We start from the raw sequence: 18,919 nt of genomic DNA on the forward strand, positions 1-18,919 counted from the left end.
GCGCCGCCCGCAGGATGCGGACGACGCCCCGGTCGGGGTGTGCGTTCAGGCGCCGGCGATGAAGCCGACCCGGCGCTGGTCGGCCTGCGCGATCTCGACGTAGGCGATCCGGTCGACGGGGACGACGACACGACGACCCCGCTCGTCGACCAAGGTCAGCAGACCGTCCTTGCTCGAGCCGGACATGGCTGCGGCGACATCCGCAGCGATCTCGTCAGGGGTCTTGGGGCTGTCGATGACCAGCTCCCGGGGGGAGTGCTGGACGCCGATCTTGACTTCCACGTGGGCGATGCCTCCTCGTTCGCGCGACTACCCCCACGCTAGCCCAGCGGTGGTGCGACCGGCCCGCCGTGCGGCTGCGCCGTCAGCGAACGTGACCCCGCGCAGGCGGGTCCTGCTACTCGACCCGCGGGAAGCCGGAGATGCCCCGCCAGGCCAGAGCAGTCACCAGGGCGACCGCTTCGTCGCGGGAGACGGTCCCCTTGCGGGGCAGCCACCAGCGCGCGCTGGTCTCCGACAGCCCGGTCAGCCCGGAGGCGAGCAGCAGCGCGCGCTCGGGGTCGAGGCCGGTGTCGGCGGCGATCACCTCGGCGATCGCCTCGACGCAGGCGCCGGTGCCCCGGTCGACGATCGCCCGGACGTCGGGGTCGTTGCGCAGATCGGACTCGAAGACCAGGCGGAACGCCTCGCCCTCGGCGTCGATGAAGTCGAAGTACGCCCCGACGGCGCCGTCCACGCGGGCCCGGTTGTCGTCCGTGCCGCCCATCGCCTGCGCGACGCGGTCGGCCAGCTCGGAGACGTGCTCCTCGAGCAGGGCCAGGTACAGCTCCCGCTTGCCGGGGAAGTGCTGGTACAGCACCGGCTTGCTGACACCGGCCCGGTCGGCGATGTCGTCCATCGCCGCGGCGTGGAAACCCTGGGCCACGAAGACGTCCTGCGCGGCACGCAGCAGTTGGAGCCGACGCGCACCCCGGGGGAGTCGGGACGTGCGCCGGTTGTTGACGGCGGCGGGACGGGGCGGCTGCATGGCACCGGGGATGTTACCGGCGGGTTCTCGTACCGCATGCCCGGCCGGCGGGGATTACCGTCGACCGGATGTCCGAGGCCCCTCCGCCCGACGTCGCGGCGGCCGACGTCCCGGCGGCGCGCCCGTCGGCCACCCCGCTGCCCGCGCGCACCTCGCTCCTCCCGCTCTGGCCGGGGGAGGCGCTGGTTGTCCGCGGCGGCGAGGTCTTCGTGCGCACCACCCCGTGGACCGGCCCGGTCGACGGTGCGGCGGAGGACGCGCCCCGCGAGCGGGCGCTCTACGTCCACGGCCTGGGCGGGGCGTCGACGAACTGGACCGACCTCGCCGCGCTGCTCGCCGTCCGGTTCGACGGCTGGGCGCTCGACCTGCCCGGCTTCGGCCGGTCGCAGCCACCCTCGCGGGGGCGGTACTCGATCCGCGGTCACGTGCGCGCGGTCGTCGACGTCCTCGAGCACGTCGTCGCGCAGCCGGGGAAGGCGGCGGGGCGTCCGGTGCACCTGCTCGGCAACTCGCTCGGCGGACTGGTCAGCCTCTTCGTCGCCGCGCGTCGTCCCGACCTGGTGGCGACCCTGACGCTGGTGTCACCGGCCATGCCCGTCTACCGCGTCCCACCGGCGTTCAGCCGCGCCCTGCTCCTGCTCCTCGTACCCGGCATCCCCACCTTGGCCGCTCGGCGGATGGGCGGCATCACGCCGGAGGAGAACGTGCGGGGCATGATCCGGATGTGCTTCGGCGAGCCCGGCAGGGTGCCGCCGGAGCGGGTCGAGCAGGCGGTCCAGGAAATGCGCGAGCGCGCCCAGCAGCCATGGGCCGGGCATGCGCTGACCCGGAGCATGCGCGGCCTGATCACGTCCTACCTGCGGGTCGGGGCGGCGAACGCCTGGCGCGCGGCGCGCACCCTCCGGCCGCCGACGCTGGTGCTGTGGGGAGCCCGCGACAGGCTGGTCGACCCCGCGATGGCGCCGCGGCTGGCCTCCGTCGTCCCCGATGCCCGGCTGGAGGTCCTGGAGCGGGTCGGGCACCTGGCCATGCTGGAGGCGCCGGAGGCCACCGCCCGGGCGGTCCTCGGCATGGTGGAGGAGGCCGCGGCGTGCCGTGAGCCGCGCGCTGCGCCTGGACTCGCGACACAGCGTGAGACGCTGAGAAGCTGACGCCGGAAGACGGACGAGGAGCACGAGTGCGGCCTGTGGGAGGACGCCCCGCGGACGGCCGTCCTCCGGGCGGTCGCCCCGATGACGTGCGCCGTGTTCGCCCCGGCCCACCGGTCCCGCCGTCCGCGCGCCCGGTGACGGCGCGTCCGGAGGTCCGCACCGCCGAACGTCCTGGCCCGCTGGTCGCCCGCCCGGGCCTTCCCGACCCGGCCGGCCCGCGGCCGAGCGCACGGCAGCGGCCGGGGAGGCTCCGCGGCTTCGCCCGGCGCTACGGCTGGCGCGCGTACGCGATCCCGCTGCTCGCCCTCGCCACCATCGCGGTCCTGGTCGACCTGGCCCGCACCACGCCCGGCGTTCCGGCCGACACCGCCGCAGCCGCGCCGGCGACCGCGTCGGCTCCGGTCACCCAGCCCGCGCCGGTTCCGCAGCCGGCCACGGAGACCACCCCGACCGCTCCGGCGGAGGGTGACGTGGCGCCGCCCGAGGCGCCGCCCACCGCCGGCGTGGAGAGCTACGTGGAGCAGGGCGCCGGGAGCCTGACGGTCGTCGACGGCACCTCCGCCGTCTCCGGCGCCGGCCCGCTGCGCCGCTTCATCGTGGAGGTGGAGGACGGCAGCGGCGTCGCCGGCGCCCCCTTCGCGCAGGCCGTCGAGGCCACCCTCGCCGACCCGCGATCCTGGGGGAGCGAGGGCCGGATGTCCTTCCAGCGGGTCGGCGCCGCGGAGGCCGCGGCCGGGCAGTTCGACTTCCGGGTGAGCCTGGTCACCCCGGGCAGCATGGAGACCTACTGCCCGGGTGTGGGCACCGGTGGATACACCTCCTGCCGCTACGGCGATCGCGCCGTCATCAACCTGGCCCGGTGGGCGACCGCTGTCCCGCACTACGACGGCGACATCGCCACGTATCGCCAGTACGTCGTCAACCACGAGGTCGGGCACGTCCTGGGCAACGGGCACGTCGACTGCCCGGGGGCGGGTCTGCCGGCCCCGGTCATGGTGCAGCAGACCCTGAGCCTCGGCGGCTGCGTCAAGAACGCCTGGCCCTACCCATAGTCGTCCCTCCGGGACGACACCGCGGCCAGTCTCCGTTCCCCTGTCGCGCTGAGCCGTTTCCGCGCACCCGTCGGGGAGCCTCCGGCCCCCGCTCCGCGCACGCGCCTCGCAGGGCGGCTTGCCTCGTGATCCGCGACTCAGGTGCCGCCCCGGTGGCGCAGCGCGGCTCCGGCGGTCCGCTCGGGGAGCCTTCGGCCCCCCTCACGGACCGCCCCAGCACACTGACGGCATGACCGTCGAGGTGTTCGGACAGGAAATCCGGCTGCTGTTCCTCAGCGAGGAGAACGGCATCAAACTGCTGCTCACCCTCGGGCTGGTGCTGGCCCTGCTCCTCCTGCGATGGGCCGCCCGGTTCCTCGCCCGGACCCTCCTGCGCGGCCTGCACTACGAACGGGCGAGGTTCTGGACCCGGCAGGCGATCAACCTGGTCGCCGCGCTCCTGCTGCTGCTGGGCTTCCTGTCCATCTGGTTCGACGACCCGAGTCGCCTCGCCACGGGGATCGGCCTGGTGACGGCGGGTCTGGCGTTCGCGCTGCAGAAGGTCATCACAGCCCTCGCCGGCTACGTGGTGATCCTCCGCGGGGACACCTTCAACGTCGGGGACCGGATCACGATGGGCGGCGTCCGCGGCGACGTCATCGCCCTCGGGTTCATCCGCACCACGATCATGGAGATGGGGCAGCCGCCCGCCGTCCAGAACGCCGATCCCGCACAGTGGGTCCGCAGCCGGCAGTACACGGGGCGAGTGGTGACCGTGACCAACGACAAGGTCTTCGACGAGGCGGTCTACAACTACACCCGTGACTTCCCCTACCTGTGGGAGGAGGTCACCCTGCCGATCCGCTACCAGGACGACCGGGCGCGGGCCGAGGCCATCCTGCTGGCGGCGGCGCGGCGGCACACCGTCGCGGCCGAGGACATGCCGGCCGAGGCGCTGGCCCAGATGCGCCAGAAGTACTTCGTCCGCGGCGCCGATCTCGAGCCGAAGGTGTACTGGCGGCTCACCGACAACTGGCTGGAGCTCACGGCCCGCTTCCTGACCGGCGTGTACGGGGTGCGCGACGTCAAGGACCAGATGGCCCGCGAGCTGCTGACCGAGCTCGACGAGGCCGGCATCGGCCTGGCCTCGGCCACCTTCGAGGTCGTCGGGCTGCCGCCGCTGCGGGTCACCCCGGACGCCTGAGCCGATCCGCGGCGACCCTCCCAGGCGCGGCGGGAAGAGCCGGGCCTGTTCCGCTGTTGTCCGCGTGAACGCTGGTCCCACGGGGCCGCTGTCCGCTGATCAGAGGAGCAATCCGTGTCCCTGCCACCCCTGGTGGAGCCCGCCGCCGACCTCTCCATCGAGGAGGTCCGGCGCTACAGCCGCCACCTGATCATCCCCGACGTCGGGATGGACGGGCAGAAGCGACTGAAGAACGCCAAGGTGCTCGCCGTCGGCGCCGGTGGCCTCGGGTCGCCCGTGCTGATGTACCTGGCCGCCGCCGGTGTCGGCACGCTGGGCATCGTCGAGTTCGACACCGTCGACGAGTCCAACCTGCAGCGCCAGATCATCCACGGGCAGTCCGACGTCGGCCGGTCCAAGGCCGAGAGCGCGCGCGACTCCATCAAGGAGATCAACCCGCTGATCGACGTCCGGCTGCACGAGACGCGGCTGGACAGCGACAACGTGCTCGACATCTTCGGCGAGTACGACCTGATCGTCGACGGCACCGACAACTTCGCCACGCGCTACCTGGTCAACGACGCGTGCGTGCTGCTGGGCAAGCCCTACGTCTGGGGCTCGATCTACCGGTTCGACGGCCAGGTCTCGGTCTTCTGGAACGAGCACGGCCCGAACTACCGCGACCTGTACCCGGTGCCCCCGCCGCCCGGCATGGTGCCGTCGTGCGCCGAGGGCGGCGTGCTCGGCGTCCTGTGCGCCACCGTCGGCGCCATCCAGGCCACCGAGGCGGTCAAGCTGATCACCGGTATCGGCGAGACGCTGCTCGGCAGGCTGATGGTCTACGACGCCCTGGAGATGACCTTCCGCACGATCAAGGTGCGCAAGGACCCCGAGGGCGAGCCGATCACCGGGCTCATCGACTACGAGGCCTTCTGCGGCGTCGTCTCGGTCGAGGCCCAGGAGGCGGCGGCCGGCTCGACGATCACCGTCGACGAGCTCAAGGACATGATGGACGCCGGCAAGGACTTCGAGCTCATCGACGTCCGCGAGCCCAACGAGTACGAGATCGTCTCCATCCCCGGCGCGAAGCTGATCCCCAAGGACGAGATCCTCTCCGGCCGCGCCCTGGCGCAGCTGCCGCAGGACAAGCCGATCGTGCTGCACTGCAAGACCGGCGTGCGCTCGGCCGAGGCCCTGGCCGCGGTCAAGAACGCCGGCTTCCGGGACGCCGTGCATGTGCAGGGCGGCGTGACGGCGTGGGCGACGCGCATCGACAAGGCGCTGCCCACCTACTGAGAGCAGGGCGTCCTCCCCGCCCGCACGCTGGCCTCGCCCGGAGGCTCGGCCCGAGCTTGCTCGGGTTGAGAGGGGCGAGGTCCTTCTATTGACTGACGGCATGTCGGACTTCTCCCCGGTGGAGTTGCTTGAGCTCTTCCAGCGCGCGCAGAACGAGTTCACCGACCGGGTCGACGCCGTGGAGCCAGGTCAGTGGGACGACGAGGCGCTCCCCGGCTGGACCGTCGCCGATCTCGTCGCGCACCTGGTGAACGAGGCACTGTGGGTGCCGCCGCTGCTGGCCGGCGAGCCGGTCGACCTGATCGAGGGCCGATTCCCGGACGGGACCGACGACCTGCTCGGCGACGATCCGTTCACCGGCTGGGAGACCGCTGCGGACGGCGCACTGTCGGCCTTCGCGGAGGACGACGCCCTCAAGCGCACCGTGCACCTCTCCCGCGGCCCGATGCCGGCGGCCGAGTACATCTTCGAGATGACCGCCGACCTGACCGTGCACGCCTGGGATCTGGCGTCGGCCACCCACGGCGACACCAGCCTGGACGGCGAACTGGTGACCGCCGCGCTGGTCTACGCCGAGCGGCTGCCCGAGGACGGCGTGCCGGGGCTGTTCGAGCCCCCGCTGGGGGTCCCGCCGTCCGCGTCGCCGCAGACCCGGCTGCTGGCGCGCTTCGGTCGCCGCGGCTGAGTCCGCGCCACTGGCGCCGCCACGCTGTCCCTCGGGCGGACATCGTCGGCCCCGTCCTGGCCGTCTCAGGGTCATCGCTTGCCATGATCGGCGGGTGACCCCGGACCCGGCCGACGTCGACGAGGCGGTGTTCGACGTCGTCGAGCGCATCCCACCCGGCCGGGTCAGCACGTACGGGGCGGTCGGCGCCCTGATCGGCATCGGCCCTCGGCGGGTGGCGCGGGCACTGTCCTCGGGCGGCGGCGCGGTGCCCTGGTACCGCGTCGTGCGGGCCGACGGGTCGGCGGCCGAGCCGGTGCGGGTGCGGCAGCTGGAGCTGCTCGCCGCCGAGGGCGTGCCGATGCGCGACGGGCGCGTGGTGCTGTCCGCCGTCCGCTGGCCGGACTGAGTCGGTCGCCGCCGGCCGCTACAGCTCACCGTGGTTCCTGCCGAACTCTTGGGCATGAACAGCATCGCGTGCAGTGCCGTGGCGCAGGCCGGGCTCGTCGCGGCGACGGCGTCCCTCGACTGCGAGGGCGAGTGGCCGCTGCTGCAGGTGGCCGGCTGGCTGACGACGGCAGCGGACCTGATCGTGGAGGCAGGCATCAGGGAGGCCGCACTCGCCCTGACCTGAGGCGTTTGTCCCACCCACCCCAGACGTCGGCGGAACTGTCGGCCGTCCGTGATTCCATCGAGGGGTGGCACAGGGGGGAGCGGCACCGGTCTACCGGCTCGTGGCCGGTGAGGCGCCGCGCCTCTCCGCTCCGCGGCTCGACCCCACGCAGCAGGCGGTCGTCGACCACGGGTCCGGTCCGCTGCTCGTGCTGGCGGGCCCCGGTACGGGGAAGACGACGACGATCGTCGAGGCCGTCGCCGCCCGCATCGATGCCGGGACCGACCCCGAGCAGATCCTGGTCCTCACCTTCAGCCGCAAGGCCGCCGCCGAGCTGCGCACCCGCATCACCGGCCGGGTGGCCCGCACCATCCGCGAACCGCTCGCCCGCACCTTCCACTCCTACGCCTACGGCGTCCTCCGCCGGGCCGCTCTGCTGCGCGGTGACCCGCCGCCTCGCCTGCTCGCCTCGGCCGAGCAGGACGCCGTCGTGGCCGAGTTGCTCCGCGGCGACGCCGAGGAGGAGGGCGCGGTCCGCTGGCCGGATGCCCTGACCCCGGCGCTCGGCACGGCCGGGTTCCGCGCCGAGCTGCGTGACCTGCTGATGCGCGCCACCGAGCGCGGCGTGGGCTCCGACCGGCTGGCCGCCTGGGGACGGGAGACCGGCCGCGACCACTGGGTCCTCGCCGCCGCCTTCCAGGAGCAGTACGAGAACGTGACGACGTTCGCCACCGTCGGTCGTGGTGACGCCTCCGGCTACGACCCGGCCGAGCTCGTGCGAGCCGCCATCGCGGAGCTCGACGGCGATCCGGAGCTGCTGCGGCAGGAGCGCGAACGGGCCCGCTGGCTGTTCGTCGACGAGTACCAGGACACCGACCCCGCGCAGGTCGAGCTGCTCGAGCTGCTGGCCGGCGGTGGAAGCAACCTCGTCGCGGTCGGCGACCCCGACCAGGCCATCTACGCCTTCCGCGGCGCCGAGCCGCGCGGCATGACCCAGTTCACCGACCGGTTCCGGCACACCGACGGCCGGACGGCGGGGCGCGTGTCGCTCGGGGTCTGCCGGCGGTCCGGTGAGGAGCTGCTGCGGATCAGCCGCCGGGTGGCCGAGGGCCTCCCCGGTCCCTGGGAGCACCGGCGCCTGGCCCCCGGCGAAGGCACCGATCCCGGCAAGGGTGAGGTGCACGTGTTCGGCTCCGCCGCGGTCGAGGCCGCCTATCTGGCCGATGTCCTGCGCCGCGCCCACCTGCTCGACGGCGTGCCGTGGTCGCAGATGGCCGTCGTCGTGCGCTCTGCCGTCGCGCTCGGGCCGCTGCGTCGTGCCCTGGCCTCGGCGGGGGTTCCGGTCGCGGTCTCGGCCGACGACCTGCCCCTTGCCGGACAGCCGGCCGTCGCCCCGTTCCTGACCGCGCTGAGCGCCCTCCTGCCGGCCTCCGGCTCGGGACCGGAGGCCGAAGGGTCGGCGGTGGGGCTGGACGAGCCGGCCGCCGAGGCGCTGCTGGCGTCGCCCCTGGGTGGTGCGACGGTGCTGGACCTGCGCCGGCTCCGGCGTGCGGTGCGGATCGCGCTGGTCACGCAGGGCGTGGACCCGGCCGAGCGTGGGGCACCGCTGGCCCTCGCGCTCGGCGACGACACGCTGCTCGACTCGCTGCCCGAGCACGTGTACCGCCCGGCTCGCAGGGTGGCCGACGTCCTGGCCGCCGGACGGCTCGCGCTGGCGGACGACGGCACGGCCGAGGACGTGCTGTGGGCGATGTGGCAGCGCAGCGGGCTGGCCGCGCGGTGGGCCCGGGCCAGTGCGGCGGGCGGGCCCTCGGGAGCGGTGGCCGACCGCGACCTCGACGCAGTCGTCGCCCTCTTCGACGCCGCCGCCGGCTTCGTCGACCGGCTGCCGTCGGCCGACGTCCGCGCCTTCGTCGCCCACCTCTCGGCGCAGGAGCTCCCCGGTGACAGCGGCGCGGCCCGCGCGGTGGTGGGGGAGACCGTCCGGCTGCTGACCGCGCACGCCTCCAAGGGCCTGGAGTGGGACGTCGTGTGCGTCGCCGGTGTCCAGGAAGGCGTCTGGCCCGACCTCCGCGAGCGGTCCACCCTGCTCGGCACCGAGGAGCTGGTGGAACGGGCCTCGGGCGTCGACGGCACGGCGGTCGACCGTCGCACCCTCGCCCTCGCCGAGGAGCGGCGGTTGTTCTACGTCGCCTGCACCCGCGCCAGGCAGCGTCTCGTCGTGACCGCGGTCGAGGGAGCTCTGGACGGCGCGGACGCCGGAGCCACCGCCTCCCGCTTCCTCGACCTCGTCGCCCCGCCCCCGGAGGAGGGCCGGCCGCTCACCGAGCTGCCCCGCTCGCTGACCCTCCCGGCGCTCGTCGCCGACCTGCGCCGCGCGCTGACCGACCCGCAGACGCCGGCCTCCCGCCGGGCGGCCGCCGCGTCGGTGCTGCACCGGCTGGCGGACGAGGGCGTCGCGGGAGCCGCGCCCGCGAGCTGGTGGGGGCTCGCCGCGCTGTCCGACGAGGCACCACTGGTGCCGGAGGCGGACGCCGTGCGGGTGCGCCCGTCGGCGATCGAGACCTTCCAGCGGTGCCCGCTGCGGTGGGTGCTCGGGGCGGTCGGCGCCGAGGCGTCGCCGGACACCACCCGGACCGTCGGCTCCGCGGTGCACGCGGTCGCTCAGCAGGTGGCCGAGGGGCTGCAGCCGGCCGAGGCGCCCGCCGTGCTCGCCGCCGAGCTCGACCAGCTCGACCTGGGCCCCGGCTGGTCCGACCAGCGGCAGCGGGTGTCGGCCCAGGAGATGCTCGACAAGTTCCTCCGCTGGCACGCGGCCAACGGCCGCGAGCTGCTCGGCGCCGAGGAGGACTTCCACGTGACCGTGGGCCGCGCCCGCATCCGCGGGCAGGTCGACCGGCTCGAGCGCGACGCGGAGGGCCGGCTGGTCGTCGTGGACCTCAAGACCGGGAAGACGGCGGCGAAGAACACCGAGGAGCACGGCCAGCTGGCCGCCTACCAGGTGGCGATCGCGGCCGGGGCCTTCGGCGACCGCGGCGCCGTCCCGGGCGGGGCCGCGCTGCTGCAGGTGGGCACCGGTGCGAAGGCCAAGGAGCAGCACCAGGAGCCGCTGCCCGCCGACGTGCCCGTCGACCAGACCTGGGCCGGTGAGCTGCTGGCCCAGGTCGGCGAGGGGATGGGCGCGGCCACCTTCGAGGTGCGCACCGGATCGCACTGCTCCCGGTGTCCCGCCCGGCGCAGCTGCCCGTTGCAGGAGCCCGGCCGGCAGGTGACCGCATGACCCCGCTGACCGGGGCGGCCGCCGAGGGGCAGCTCTCCTTCGACGACCTGCTCAGCGAGACGGCGCTCCAGCAGCCCACGGTTCGCCGGCGGCTCACCCCGGCCGAGGTGGCCGCCCGCTGCGCGCTCTCCTACGCGCCGTCACCCGAACAGGCCCGCGTGGTCGAGGCCCCGGCCGACCGGCCGCTCGTCGTCGTCGCCGGCGCAGGGTCGGGCAAGACGGAAACCATGGCCGCCCGGGTCTCCTGGCTCGTGGCCAACCGCGTCGTCGCGCCCGAGGAGATCCTCGGCCTGACCTTCACGCGCAAGGCGGCCAGCGAGCTCAACGAGCGGATCCGGCTGCGGCTGGGCGCCCTCGCCCGGCATCCCGAGACCGACCCCGACCTCCGGGAGCGGCTGGAGATCGCCCAGCCCACGGTCTCGACCTACCACGGCTACGCCGCCGCGCTGGTCGCCGAGCACGGCCTGCGGATCGGCGTGGAGCCCGGTGCCGGGGTGCTCGGCCCAGCCATGTGCTGGGGGCAGGCGGCGCAGGTCGTCACGGCCTACACCGGCGACATGAGCGACGTCCCGCTCACCCTGCTCACCACCGTCGAGGACGTCCTCGCCCTGGCCGCGGACCTGGGCGAGCACGACATCAGCCCGGCGGCGCTGCGGAACTGGACGGCGCGGCTGGAGTCGCAGATCGCCGGCTACCCGGACGCGCCGCGCAAGAAGGGGCCGTACGCGCCCGTCCTCGAGATGCTGGCCCGGCAGAAGGCGCGGGTGGCGCTGCTGCCGCTCGTCGAGGCGTTCGAGGCCCGCAAGCGCGCGGCCGGAGCCATCGACTACGCCGACCAGGTCGCCTACGCCGCCCGGATCGCCGTCGCCTCGCCGGAGGTGGGTCGCCGCGAGCGCACCCGCTGGAAGGTCGTGCTCCTCGACGAGTACCAGGACACCAGCGTCGGCCAGCTCCGGATGCTGGAAGCCCTGTTCGGCCGCGAGACCGGCCACCCGGTGCTGGCCGTCGGCGACCCGCGGCAGTCCATCTACGGCTGGCGGGGAGCGTCGGCGGGCACCATCGAGCGGTTCGCCCGCACCTTCCCCGGGTTGCCCGGACGGCGGGCCGAGCGGCTGACGCTGGCCACCAGCTGGCGCAACGACGACGCCGTCCTCGCCGTCGCCAACGCCGTGTCCGGGATGCTGCCGCCCCCCGACCAGCCGCTGCCCGACCTCGCGCCCGCGTCCACCGCCGGGCGGGGGGCGGTCACCGTCGGGCTCTACGACACCGTCGCCGACGAGACCGAGGCCCTGGCCGACCGGCTGGCCGCGTGCTGGCTGAACGAGGACCCGCTCGTCGCCCGCCAGGACGGGAAGCACCCGACGGTTGCGGTGCTGGTGCGTGCACGGAAGCAGCTGCCCGGCATCGCGGCCGCCCTGCGGGAGCGCGGCCTGCCGGTCGAAGTGGTGGGCCTCGGCGGCCTTCTCGAGGTGCCCGAGGTCTCCGACGTCATCGCGACGCTCACCGTGCTGGTCGACCCGACCGCCGGCGACGCGCTCGGCCGGCTGCTCACCGGCGCGCGCTGGCGCGTCGGTCCGCGCGACCTCGCCGCCCTCGAGGCCCGCGCACGGGCGCTCGTGCACTCACGCCGCCCCGCCCCCGCCGAGTCCGCGGAGGGGGCGCCGCCGGCCGTCGAGGCGCCGTCCGAGCGCGGCAGCATCGTCGAGGCGCTGGACGACCTCGGCGGTCCCGATGCGTACTCGCAGGCCGGCTACCGGCGGCTGCGGCGGCTGGGACAGGAGCTCGGGCACCTGCGTACCCGGCTGAGCGAGTCGCTGCCCGACCTCGTCGACGAGGTAGCCCGCACGCTCGGGCTGGAGACGGAGCTGGCCAGCGCACCGGGTGCCAGCCCGGCCGGAGCACGGGCCCATCTCGACGCCCTGCACGGTGTCGCCGCCGAGTTCACCGAGCTCGCCGAGCTGCCCTCGCTGCCGGCTTTCCTCGGGTACCTCCGCGACGCCGAGGAGCGCGAGCGCGGACTCGAACCCGGCGAGGTCGCCGTGAACCCCGACGCGGTGCAGCTGCTCACCGGTCACTCGGCCAAGGGCCTGGAGTGGGACGTCGTCGCCGTCCCCGGGCTCACCACCGACCAGTTCCCCTCGAAGGCCGACACCAGCGACTCCTGGATCCGCGACCCGGGAGCGGTGCCGGCCGACCTGCGACTCACCGACCGCGAGGAGCTGCCGCGGCTGCGGCTGCCCGTTCCGGGCTCCGGTGACCAGGCCGTGGTCAAGCAGGCGCTGGAGGAGTACGTCCAGGAGTGGAAGGACTTCGGCACCTCCGAGGAGATCCGGCTGGGCTACGTCGCCGTCACCCGCGCCCGGCACCTGCTGCTGTGCTCGGGCAGCTGGTGGCGGGACGGCGTGAAGCCGTGCGGGCCGTCGTCTCTGCTCCTCACCGCCCGGCAGGCGTGCGACGACGGCGCCGGCATCGTCGTGCATTGGGCCGAGCCGCCGGCCGACGACGCGACGAACCCGGCGCTGGCGGAGTGGCCGGTGGGGATCTGGCCCGCCGACCCGCTCTCGTCCGGACGGCGCCGGGCGCTCACCGCGGCGGCCGAACTGGTCACCGGTGCCGCGCCGCACCCGCTCCAGCCCGAGCAGGTGCTCGACGGCTCCGATCCCCTGGTCGAGCAGTGGGTGCGCGACGCCGACCTGCTCCTGAGGGAGCGGTCGCGGCACGCCAGCTCGACGGTCGACGTCCCGCTGCCCTCGCACCTGTCGGTCTCGGCTCTGGTCGCCCTCCGACGGGATCCGGCCGAGCTGGCCCGGCGGCTGCGCCGGCCGATGCCTGCGGCACCGGCGCCGCAGGCCCGTCGGGGCACCGCCTTCCACGCGTGGCTGGAGGAGCGTTTCGGTGCGGCGAAGCTGGTCGACCTCGACGAGCTGCCGGGTTCCGGTGACGAGTTCGCGGCTCCGGACGGCGCCCTGGCAAAGTTGCAGGAGGCGTTCCTCGCCAGTGAATGGGCCGACCGCCAGCCCGCCGAAGTGGAGGTGCCCTTCGAGACGCCGCTCGGGCCGCTGACCCTGCGCGGGCGGATCGACGCCGTCTACGCCGACGCCGACGGCGGCTTCGAGGTGATCGACTGGAAGACCGGACCGCCGCCGTCGGGCGCCGAGCTCACCGCGGCCGGGGTGCAGCTCGCGGCCTACCGGCTGGGCTGGTCACGACTGACCGGCGTACCCGTCGAGCGGGTCAGCGCCGGCTTCCACCACGTGGCGGCCAACCTCACGCTGCGCCCGGTGGATCTGCTCGACGAAGCAGGCCTGCTCAACCTCGTCACCGGCTCGCGCGAGACCTGACCGCGACACGCCGTCCCTCCGGCCCGATGTGTCCGTGAGCCGCCCACTATGGGCGGTCCGAACGTCCGCCGCACGGCCGCGCCGCGGCGCACGGCAGACGGCGGGGCGGCGGAGGAATCGGCGACCGTCGCCCGCTCACAGGAAGGCCTGCGGGCGACCGGGCGCGTGGATCCACGCCCGCAACCGCGCGGCGTGGCGCTCGAGGGCGCGGTTGAAGCCGGGACGAAACGGGGCCTCGGTCAGCTGGACATGGTGGCGCGAGCCGTTGTGGAGGAGGAGCCACACCGTCCAGCCGGTGCCCAATCGGCCGTGGGCCCTGTCGACCACCGCATCGGCCAACTCGTCGCGATGGAAAGTGCGGGTCGTGAACTGGTTGCGAACCGTCAGCCGGCCGTCGGAAGTGCCAACGGCGCCCATCACGAACATCCGGGCGCCCAATGCCAAGCCGAAGGCCGCGACCAGCCAGCCGACCATCCCCGGCCCGTCGGACTGCTGGACAACGATCCACAGCCACGCCGGGAGGAACACCACGATCCATAGCCGGGCCCACAGCGGCGGGTGGATGTGCAGCTCTGGTTGCGACGCGGGCATCACTTGATCATGCAGGTGGCCACTGGCACTCGCGATCTTGGCGGCAGACCTGCTGCGTCGACCTGCTGGCCCTGTGCGGCCCACGATGGGATCCGGATCAACGACGGCCCGCAGAGGACGACAGGCACACGTCTGGCCGACGTGGCCGTTGTCAGCGACGCCCGGACTGTCGTCGCCCGGCGTCCTCCCACAAGATCACGGGCATGGCAGACCGGGCGGGCGCAACGGAATGAGGCTTCGGTGGTGGCGTCCCGCCGAGGACGTCCCTGGCTGGGCGACAAGCCGCCTGGTACAGGCCCTGTTCCTGTCGGGCATCGGCATCCTGATCGGCGGATTCGTCGCCCTCGACCACGTCTGTCCCACCACCCCTGGCCTTCGGCCATACCTGACGGCATTCCTGGGACTGGGTGCGTGCCTACTCGTGACGGTGCTCCTGCGCCTGGAACAGGTTCGCCGTCACAAGCGCAGGGGCAGGCGTCAGTCGCCGGAGCCGTAGGGCTCCGTGTGTCCCTGAGGCCGCGTTCGGGACAGTTCCGGCGCCGCTCTCACGCCCTCTGTCAGGGGACGGTGCGGTCACCCCGGTAACCGGACGAACAAGGGACGCCCCGCGCCCCTTGGCCGCGGTCACGGCGAGCCGACGCGCGGCTTGGTCAGCTCGATGCAATCCGGTCCAGGATCGCGCGGGTCAGCTCGTCAGGGGCCTGCTCGGGGATCCAGTGCGTGATGCCGGCCAGTTCCACGAAGCGGTAGTCACCGGCCACGTAGTTGGCACACGCCTCGGCCGCGGTCCGCCCGATGGCGACGTCGCCGTCGCTCCACACGTACGTCGTCGGCACAGCGACCGGGTCGACCCGGATGTCGGAGCTCATCGCCCGGTACCAGTTCAGCGCCGCGGTCAGTGCGCCCGGCGCCGACAGCACCGCCACGTACTCGTCGATCGCCTCGGCCGGAATGCCGCTGTCCTGCTCGCCGCCCGACAGCATCCGCCGCAGTCGCCTTGCGTCGTCGGCGAGCAGCACCTCCTCGGCCTTGCCCGCCTGCCAGAACAGCCGGATGTAGGCCGACCGCTCCTTCTGCTCGGGGTCGGCACGGAACGCCGCGGTGTAGGCAGCCGGGTGCGGCACCGACACCGCCGTCAGCGAGCGCACGCGGTCGGGGTGCCAGGCCGCCAGGGTCCAGGCGACGTTCGCGCCCCAGTCGTGCCCGACGACATCGGCCACCGGGATCTCCAGCGCCGTCATCAGGTCGGCGGTCACCTGCGCGAGGTTCTGCATCGAGTACGCCTCGACCTCGCCGGGTCGCGCGCCGGGGGAGTACCCGAGCTGGTCGGGGGCGTAGGTACGCAGCCCGGCCTGGGTCAGCAGCGGCGTGACGGCGGCCCACGACGCCGACGTCTCCGGGAAGCCGTGCAGCAGCAGCACCGGTCGCCCGTCCTCGGGACCGTCGACGCGGACGTCGAAGGTCAGGTCGCCGACGTCGGTGCGCAGCAGCTCTCCAGACATGGTGCGGACGCTAGCCGGGGGCGGGCCGCGCTGCTCACGGCGCTACCGTCCAGGACCGTGACCAGCAGTCCGGAACGCGCATTCGTGCTCGACCACCTCGATGACCTGCACGCCGACCTAGACGCCTGGCTGCGGATCCCCTCGATCTCCGCCGACCCGGCGCACGCCCCCGACGTGGCCGACAGCGCCGCCTGGCTGGCCGATGCGTTGCGCCGCACCGGCTTCCCGACCGTCGAGATCTGGCCGACGCCGGGCGCGCCGGCCGTCTTCGCCGAGTGGCCGTCGTCGGACGCGGACGCACCGGTCGCGCTCGTCTACGGCCACCACGACGTCCAGCCGGTCGATCCGCCCGAGCTGTGGGTGCACCCGCCGTTCGAGCCGACCCGCGTGGACGGGCCCGACGGCCCGGAGCTGCACGCGCGAGGCGCGATCGACGACAAGGGCAACGTCGCCTTCCACCTGCTGGGCATGCGCGCCCACCTCGCCGCCACCGGCCGCGACACCCCCTCCGTCACCGTGAAGCTGCTCATCGAGGGCGAGGAGGAGTCCGGCTCCCCGCACTTCGCCGCCCTGCTGGAGGAGAAGGCCGACCGGCTCGCCTGTGACGTCGTCGTCGTCAGCGACACCGGCATGGCCGCACCCGACGTCCCGAGCGCCGTCACCGCCATGCGCGGCCTGGCCGACGCGGAGATCACCCTGCGCGGACCGGCGATCGACCTGCACTCGGGTTCCTTCGGCGGCGCCGTCCCCAACCCCTTGCACGCTCTTGCCCAGCTGCTGGCGAAGCTGCACGACGACCAGGGCCGCGTCACGCTGCCCGGGTTCTACGACAAGGTGCGGCCGCTGTCCGACCGCGAGCGCGAGCTCATGAGCCGGGTGCCCTTCGACGAGCAGGCCTGGCTGGCCGGCCCCGCCGCCTCCCGCGCCACCTACGGAGAGGCGGGCTTCAGCACGCTGGAGCGCACCGGCGCCCGGCCGACCGCGGAGGTCAACGGCATGTGGGGCGGCTACACCGGCCCCGGCCACAAGACGATCATCCCGGCCGAGGCGCACGCCAAGGTCACCTTCCGGCTGGTCGCCGACCAGCGCCCGGAGGACGTCGGACCGCAGCTGAAGGCGTGGGTGGAGGCCAACGTCCCGACCGGCATCGAGGCCGAGGTGCGCACCCCGCCCGGCGGCGTCGCCCCGTGTGCGAGCGACCTCGACTCGCCGGCCATGGACGCCCTCCTCCGCGCCATCGGTCAGGCCTTCGACGTCGACCCCGCCGACGTCCTCTTCACCCGGGAGGGCGGCAGTGGACCGGAGGCCGACCTCGTCGAGGTGCTCGGGGCGCCGCTGCTCTTCCTCGGCGTCGGGCTGCCCACCGACCGCATCCACTCGCCGAACGAGCGCGTGCTGCTGCCGATGCTCCACCGCGGCGCCGAGGCGGCGGCGCACCTGTGGCGGGAGCTGGGAGCCATGCGGCCGCGCTGAGACGCCCCCGTCAGGCGGCAGTCCCGACGACGACGGTCGCACTCAACTCGTCGTCGGTGACCACGCGCGGGACGAGTCCCGCTTCGGCGACGACCCGGACCGCCGTCGGCACCTGAGCGTTACCCACCTCGAAGAGCAGCGAGCCGGCCGACGCCAGCCACACCCTGGCGCCGGCCACCACCCGGCGGGCGACGTCCAGCCCGTCGGCCCCGCCGTCGAGGGCCACCCGGGGCTCGTGCTCCCGGGCCTCCGGCGGCATCAGAGCGACGGCGGCGCTCGGCACGTAGGGCACGTTGGCGACGATGACGTCGACCCGGCCGTGCAGGTGCGCGGGCAGGGCGCCGAACAGATCGCCGGCGTGCACCGTCCCGTACGGGAGGTTGCACCGCGCGCAGTCCACCGCTGCCGGGTCGAGGTCCGAGGCGTGCACCTCCGGGGCGTCCAGCACCGCGCTCAGCGCGGCGGCCACTGCGCCCGATCCGCAGCAGAGGTCGACGACGACGGGCCGCGACGGGGCCAGCGCGGCGGCCTGGGCGACGAGCAGTTCGGACCGGCGGCGCGGGACGAACACGCCCGGGGCCACGGCGATGCGTAGGCCGCAGAACTCCGCCCAGCCCAGCAGGTGCTCCAGCGGATCGCCGGCGACGCGGCGGAGCACCAGCTCCTCCAGCCGAGCCGGCGAGCCCGCCTCCGCCGCGAGCAGGCGGGCCTCGTCCTCGGCGAAGACGCAGCCGGCGGCGCGCAGCCGCGCGGCGACGGTGGGTGTTCCAGCGGACACGGCACCTCCCGGCTGAGCCGGGAACGCTACCCGCCGTCCTAGGGTGAGAGCCGTGACCGGACCTGGCCAGCCGGCCCCACCTCCCGGCTGGTACCCCGATCCCGACGGCACGCCGGGATTCGTGCGCTGGTGGGACGGCGCGGCGTGGTCCGACGTCGCGACGCCGGCCGGTCCCGGGGTGGCCGTGCAGTTCTCGCCGGTGCTCGCATCCCCGGAGCCCGCGTCCTCGCCGATGCTGCCGGAGGAGGAGCCGCGCGCCGGTGGAGACGGCGCCCGCACCGCCTGGGTCATCGGCGTCTCGCTGCTGGTGCTCGTCGCGGTGGTCGTCGCCGCCGTCGTCCTCGGCCGGCCCGAGCCCGACCCGGTGGCGCAGACGCCGGCGCCGTCGGCCCAGCCGCTGCCCCCGCCCGGCACGGAGTTGCCGCCGGGAACGGTGCGGATCATCGACGAGGCGGCCGGCATCTCCTACCCCTATCTCGGCGAGAACTGGTACGAGTTCGACCTGGGCATCCAGGCCGAGGTCACCGCGATCGCCGGGCAGTACTTCGTCACCCAGGATCTGACGCCCGACGGCAGCACCTTCATCGCCCAGTGCACGTCGGGTCCGCTCGCCGAGACCCTCGGGTGGGCGGGCCCCTCCACCCTGCAGCGCACCACGCGAACCGTCGCGGACAGCGTCCGCTTCAACTACTACCCGCGGCCCAACGAGCGGACGGTGCTGCGCGAGGAACCCCGGACCGTCGACGGGCACCCGGCGTACCTCTACGAGTTCCAGCTGGCCTGGGACGCACCCGGTTACGACGCGAGCGGCGAGCGGGCTGTGCTGATGCTCATCGACGTCGGCCGGCCGGTGCCTGCGCTGCTCTACATCTCCATCCCGAACACCCACGCCGAGCTCTACGGCGTGATCGACCGCGTCATCGAGGACGTCGACGTCCTGTGACGCTCATCCCTGATGATGAGCTTTCCTGGTCATCAGGGGTCCTCCC

Annotated in this window: 16 protein-coding genes; 11 read left to right on the top strand and 5 right to left on the bottom strand. The window is 74.1% G+C overall.

The genetic code is table 11. The features are described 5' to 3' along the window. Positions 1 to 45: 45 nt before the first annotated feature. On the bottom strand, positions 46 to 282 hold the full coding sequence (locus FHU33_RS04685) for a DUF3107 domain-containing protein (protein ID WP_092195138.1): 237 nt from the start codon (positions 280 to 282) through the stop codon (positions 46 to 48). A 115-nt stretch (positions 283 to 397) separates the two neighbouring features. Beyond that, positions 398 to 1,027, bottom strand: a complete 630-nt coding sequence (locus FHU33_RS04690) for a TetR/AcrR family transcriptional regulator (RefSeq protein WP_142024308.1) — start codon at positions 1,025 to 1,027, stop codon at positions 398 to 400. Between the two features lie 68 nt (positions 1,028 to 1,095). Between FHU33_RS04690 and FHU33_RS04695 the strand changes: the two genes are divergently transcribed. The 9 genes from FHU33_RS04695 to FHU33_RS04730 all read left to right on the top strand — a co-directional run bounded on the left by FHU33_RS04695 (position 1,096) and on the right by FHU33_RS04730 (position 13,586). Then, positions 1,096 to 2,178 carry an alpha/beta fold hydrolase gene (locus FHU33_RS04695; RefSeq protein ID WP_142024309.1) on the top strand — a complete coding sequence of 361 codons (1,083 nt, stop codon included), beginning with the start codon at positions 1,096 to 1,098 and terminating at the stop codon, positions 2,176 to 2,178. 134 nt (positions 2,179 to 2,312) lie between these two features. Further along, positions 2,313 to 3,230, top strand: a complete 918-nt coding sequence (locus FHU33_RS04700; RefSeq protein WP_246063269.1) for a DUF3152 domain-containing protein — start codon at positions 2,313 to 2,315, stop codon at positions 3,228 to 3,230. Between the two features lie 229 nt (positions 3,231 to 3,459). Then, positions 3,460 to 4,413: a mechanosensitive ion channel family protein gene (locus tag FHU33_RS04705; protein WP_142024311.1), complete on the top strand. Its 954-nt coding sequence runs from the start codon at positions 3,460 to 3,462 to the stop codon at positions 4,411 to 4,413. 114 nt (positions 4,414 to 4,527) lie between these two features. Continuing rightward, positions 4,528 to 5,688 carry an adenylyltransferase/sulfurtransferase MoeZ gene (gene moeZ / locus FHU33_RS04710; protein WP_142024312.1) on the top strand — a complete coding sequence of 387 codons (1,161 nt, stop codon included), beginning with the start codon at positions 4,528 to 4,530 and terminating at the stop codon, positions 5,686 to 5,688. 100 nt (positions 5,689 to 5,788) lie between these two features. Further along, positions 5,789 to 6,373: a TIGR03086 family metal-binding protein gene (locus FHU33_RS04715; RefSeq protein WP_142024313.1), complete on the top strand. Its 585-nt coding sequence runs from the start codon at positions 5,789 to 5,791 to the stop codon at positions 6,371 to 6,373. Between the two features lie 94 nt (positions 6,374 to 6,467). Then, positions 6,468 to 6,761 (top strand): MGMT family protein, encoded by a 294-nt coding sequence (locus FHU33_RS04720; RefSeq protein ID WP_142024314.1) that lies wholly within the window; start codon positions 6,468 to 6,470, stop codon positions 6,759 to 6,761. A gap of 54 nt (positions 6,762 to 6,815) precedes the next feature. Then, positions 6,816 to 6,986: a hypothetical protein gene (locus FHU33_RS24810; RefSeq protein ID WP_170182320.1), complete on the top strand. Its 171-nt coding sequence runs from the start codon at positions 6,816 to 6,818 to the stop codon at positions 6,984 to 6,986. Positions 6,987 to 7,050: 64 nt separating this feature from the next. After that, positions 7,051 to 10,245, top strand: a complete 3,195-nt coding sequence (locus tag FHU33_RS04725; RefSeq protein WP_246063270.1) for an ATP-dependent helicase — start codon at positions 7,051 to 7,053, stop codon at positions 10,243 to 10,245. After that, positions 10,242 to 13,586 (top strand): ATP-dependent helicase, encoded by a 3,345-nt coding sequence (locus FHU33_RS04730; RefSeq protein WP_142024315.1) that lies wholly within the window; start codon positions 10,242 to 10,244, stop codon positions 13,584 to 13,586. The genes FHU33_RS04725 and FHU33_RS04730 overlap by 4 nt, the downstream gene beginning before the upstream one ends. Before the next feature lie 135 nt (positions 13,587 to 13,721). On the opposite strand, the gene FHU33_RS04735 is transcribed toward FHU33_RS04730, so the two are convergent. Further along, a complete protein-coding gene (locus FHU33_RS04735) occupies positions 13,722 to 14,177 on the bottom strand; it encodes a hypothetical protein (RefSeq protein WP_142024316.1) in 456 nt (151 codons plus the stop codon). A gap of 650 nt (positions 14,178 to 14,827) precedes the next feature. After that, positions 14,828 to 15,679, bottom strand: coding sequence for an alpha/beta fold hydrolase (locus FHU33_RS04740; protein ID WP_142024317.1), 852 nt, complete (start codon positions 15,677 to 15,679; stop codon positions 14,828 to 14,830). 57 nt (positions 15,680 to 15,736) lie between these two features. Here FHU33_RS04740 and FHU33_RS04745 point away from each other — a divergent pair, with 57 nt between their 5' ends. Further along, positions 15,737 to 17,152, top strand: coding sequence for a M20/M25/M40 family metallo-hydrolase (locus tag FHU33_RS04745; RefSeq protein ID WP_246063271.1), 1,416 nt, complete (start codon positions 15,737 to 15,739; stop codon positions 17,150 to 17,152). Between the two features lie 10 nt (positions 17,153 to 17,162). Here FHU33_RS04745 and FHU33_RS04750 read toward each other — a convergent pair whose 3' ends face one another. Beyond that, a complete protein-coding gene (locus tag FHU33_RS04750) occupies positions 17,163 to 17,930 on the bottom strand; it encodes a putative protein N(5)-glutamine methyltransferase (protein WP_142024318.1) in 768 nt (255 codons plus the stop codon). 52 nt (positions 17,931 to 17,982) lie between these two features. On the opposite strand from FHU33_RS04750, the gene FHU33_RS04755 reads away from it, so the two are divergent. Then, positions 17,983 to 18,873: a DUF2510 domain-containing protein gene (locus FHU33_RS04755; RefSeq protein WP_142024319.1), complete on the top strand. Its 891-nt coding sequence runs from the start codon at positions 17,983 to 17,985 to the stop codon at positions 18,871 to 18,873. The last annotated feature ends 46 nt before the right edge of the window (positions 18,874 to 18,919 follow it).

The sequence above is a fragment of the Blastococcus colisei genome, from assembly GCF_006717095.1.
Classification (GTDB): domain Bacteria; phylum Actinomycetota; class Actinomycetes; order Mycobacteriales; family Geodermatophilaceae; genus Blastococcus_B; species Blastococcus_B colisei.

Excerpts from the sequence above, each read along its gene's own strand:
- FHU33_RS04715 (WP_142024313.1), top strand. The coding sequence starts at position 5,789 with ATGTCGGACTTCTCCCCGGTGGAGTTGCTTGAGCTCTTCCAGCGCGCG.
- FHU33_RS04705 (WP_142024311.1), top strand. The coding sequence starts at position 3,460 with ATGACCGTCGAGGTGTTCGGACAGGAAATCCGGCTGCTGTTCCTCAGC.
- FHU33_RS04690 (WP_142024308.1), bottom strand. The coding sequence starts at position 1,027 with ATGCAGCCGCCCCGTCCCGCCGCCGTCAACAACCGGCGCACGTCCCGA.
- FHU33_RS04730 (WP_142024315.1), top strand. The coding sequence starts at position 10,242 with ATGACCCCGCTGACCGGGGCGGCCGCCGAGGGGCAGCTCTCCTTCGAC.
- FHU33_RS24810 (WP_170182320.1), top strand. The coding sequence starts at position 6,816 with ATGAACAGCATCGCGTGCAGTGCCGTGGCGCAGGCCGGGCTCGTCGCG.
- FHU33_RS04740 (WP_142024317.1), bottom strand. The coding sequence starts at position 15,679 with ATGTCTGGAGAGCTGCTGCGCACCGACGTCGGCGACCTGACCTTCGAC.
- FHU33_RS04695 (WP_142024309.1), top strand. The coding sequence starts at position 1,096 with ATGTCCGAGGCCCCTCCGCCCGACGTCGCGGCGGCCGACGTCCCGGCG.
- FHU33_RS04735 (WP_142024316.1), bottom strand. The coding sequence starts at position 14,177 with ATGCCCGCGTCGCAACCAGAGCTGCACATCCACCCGCCGCTGTGGGCC.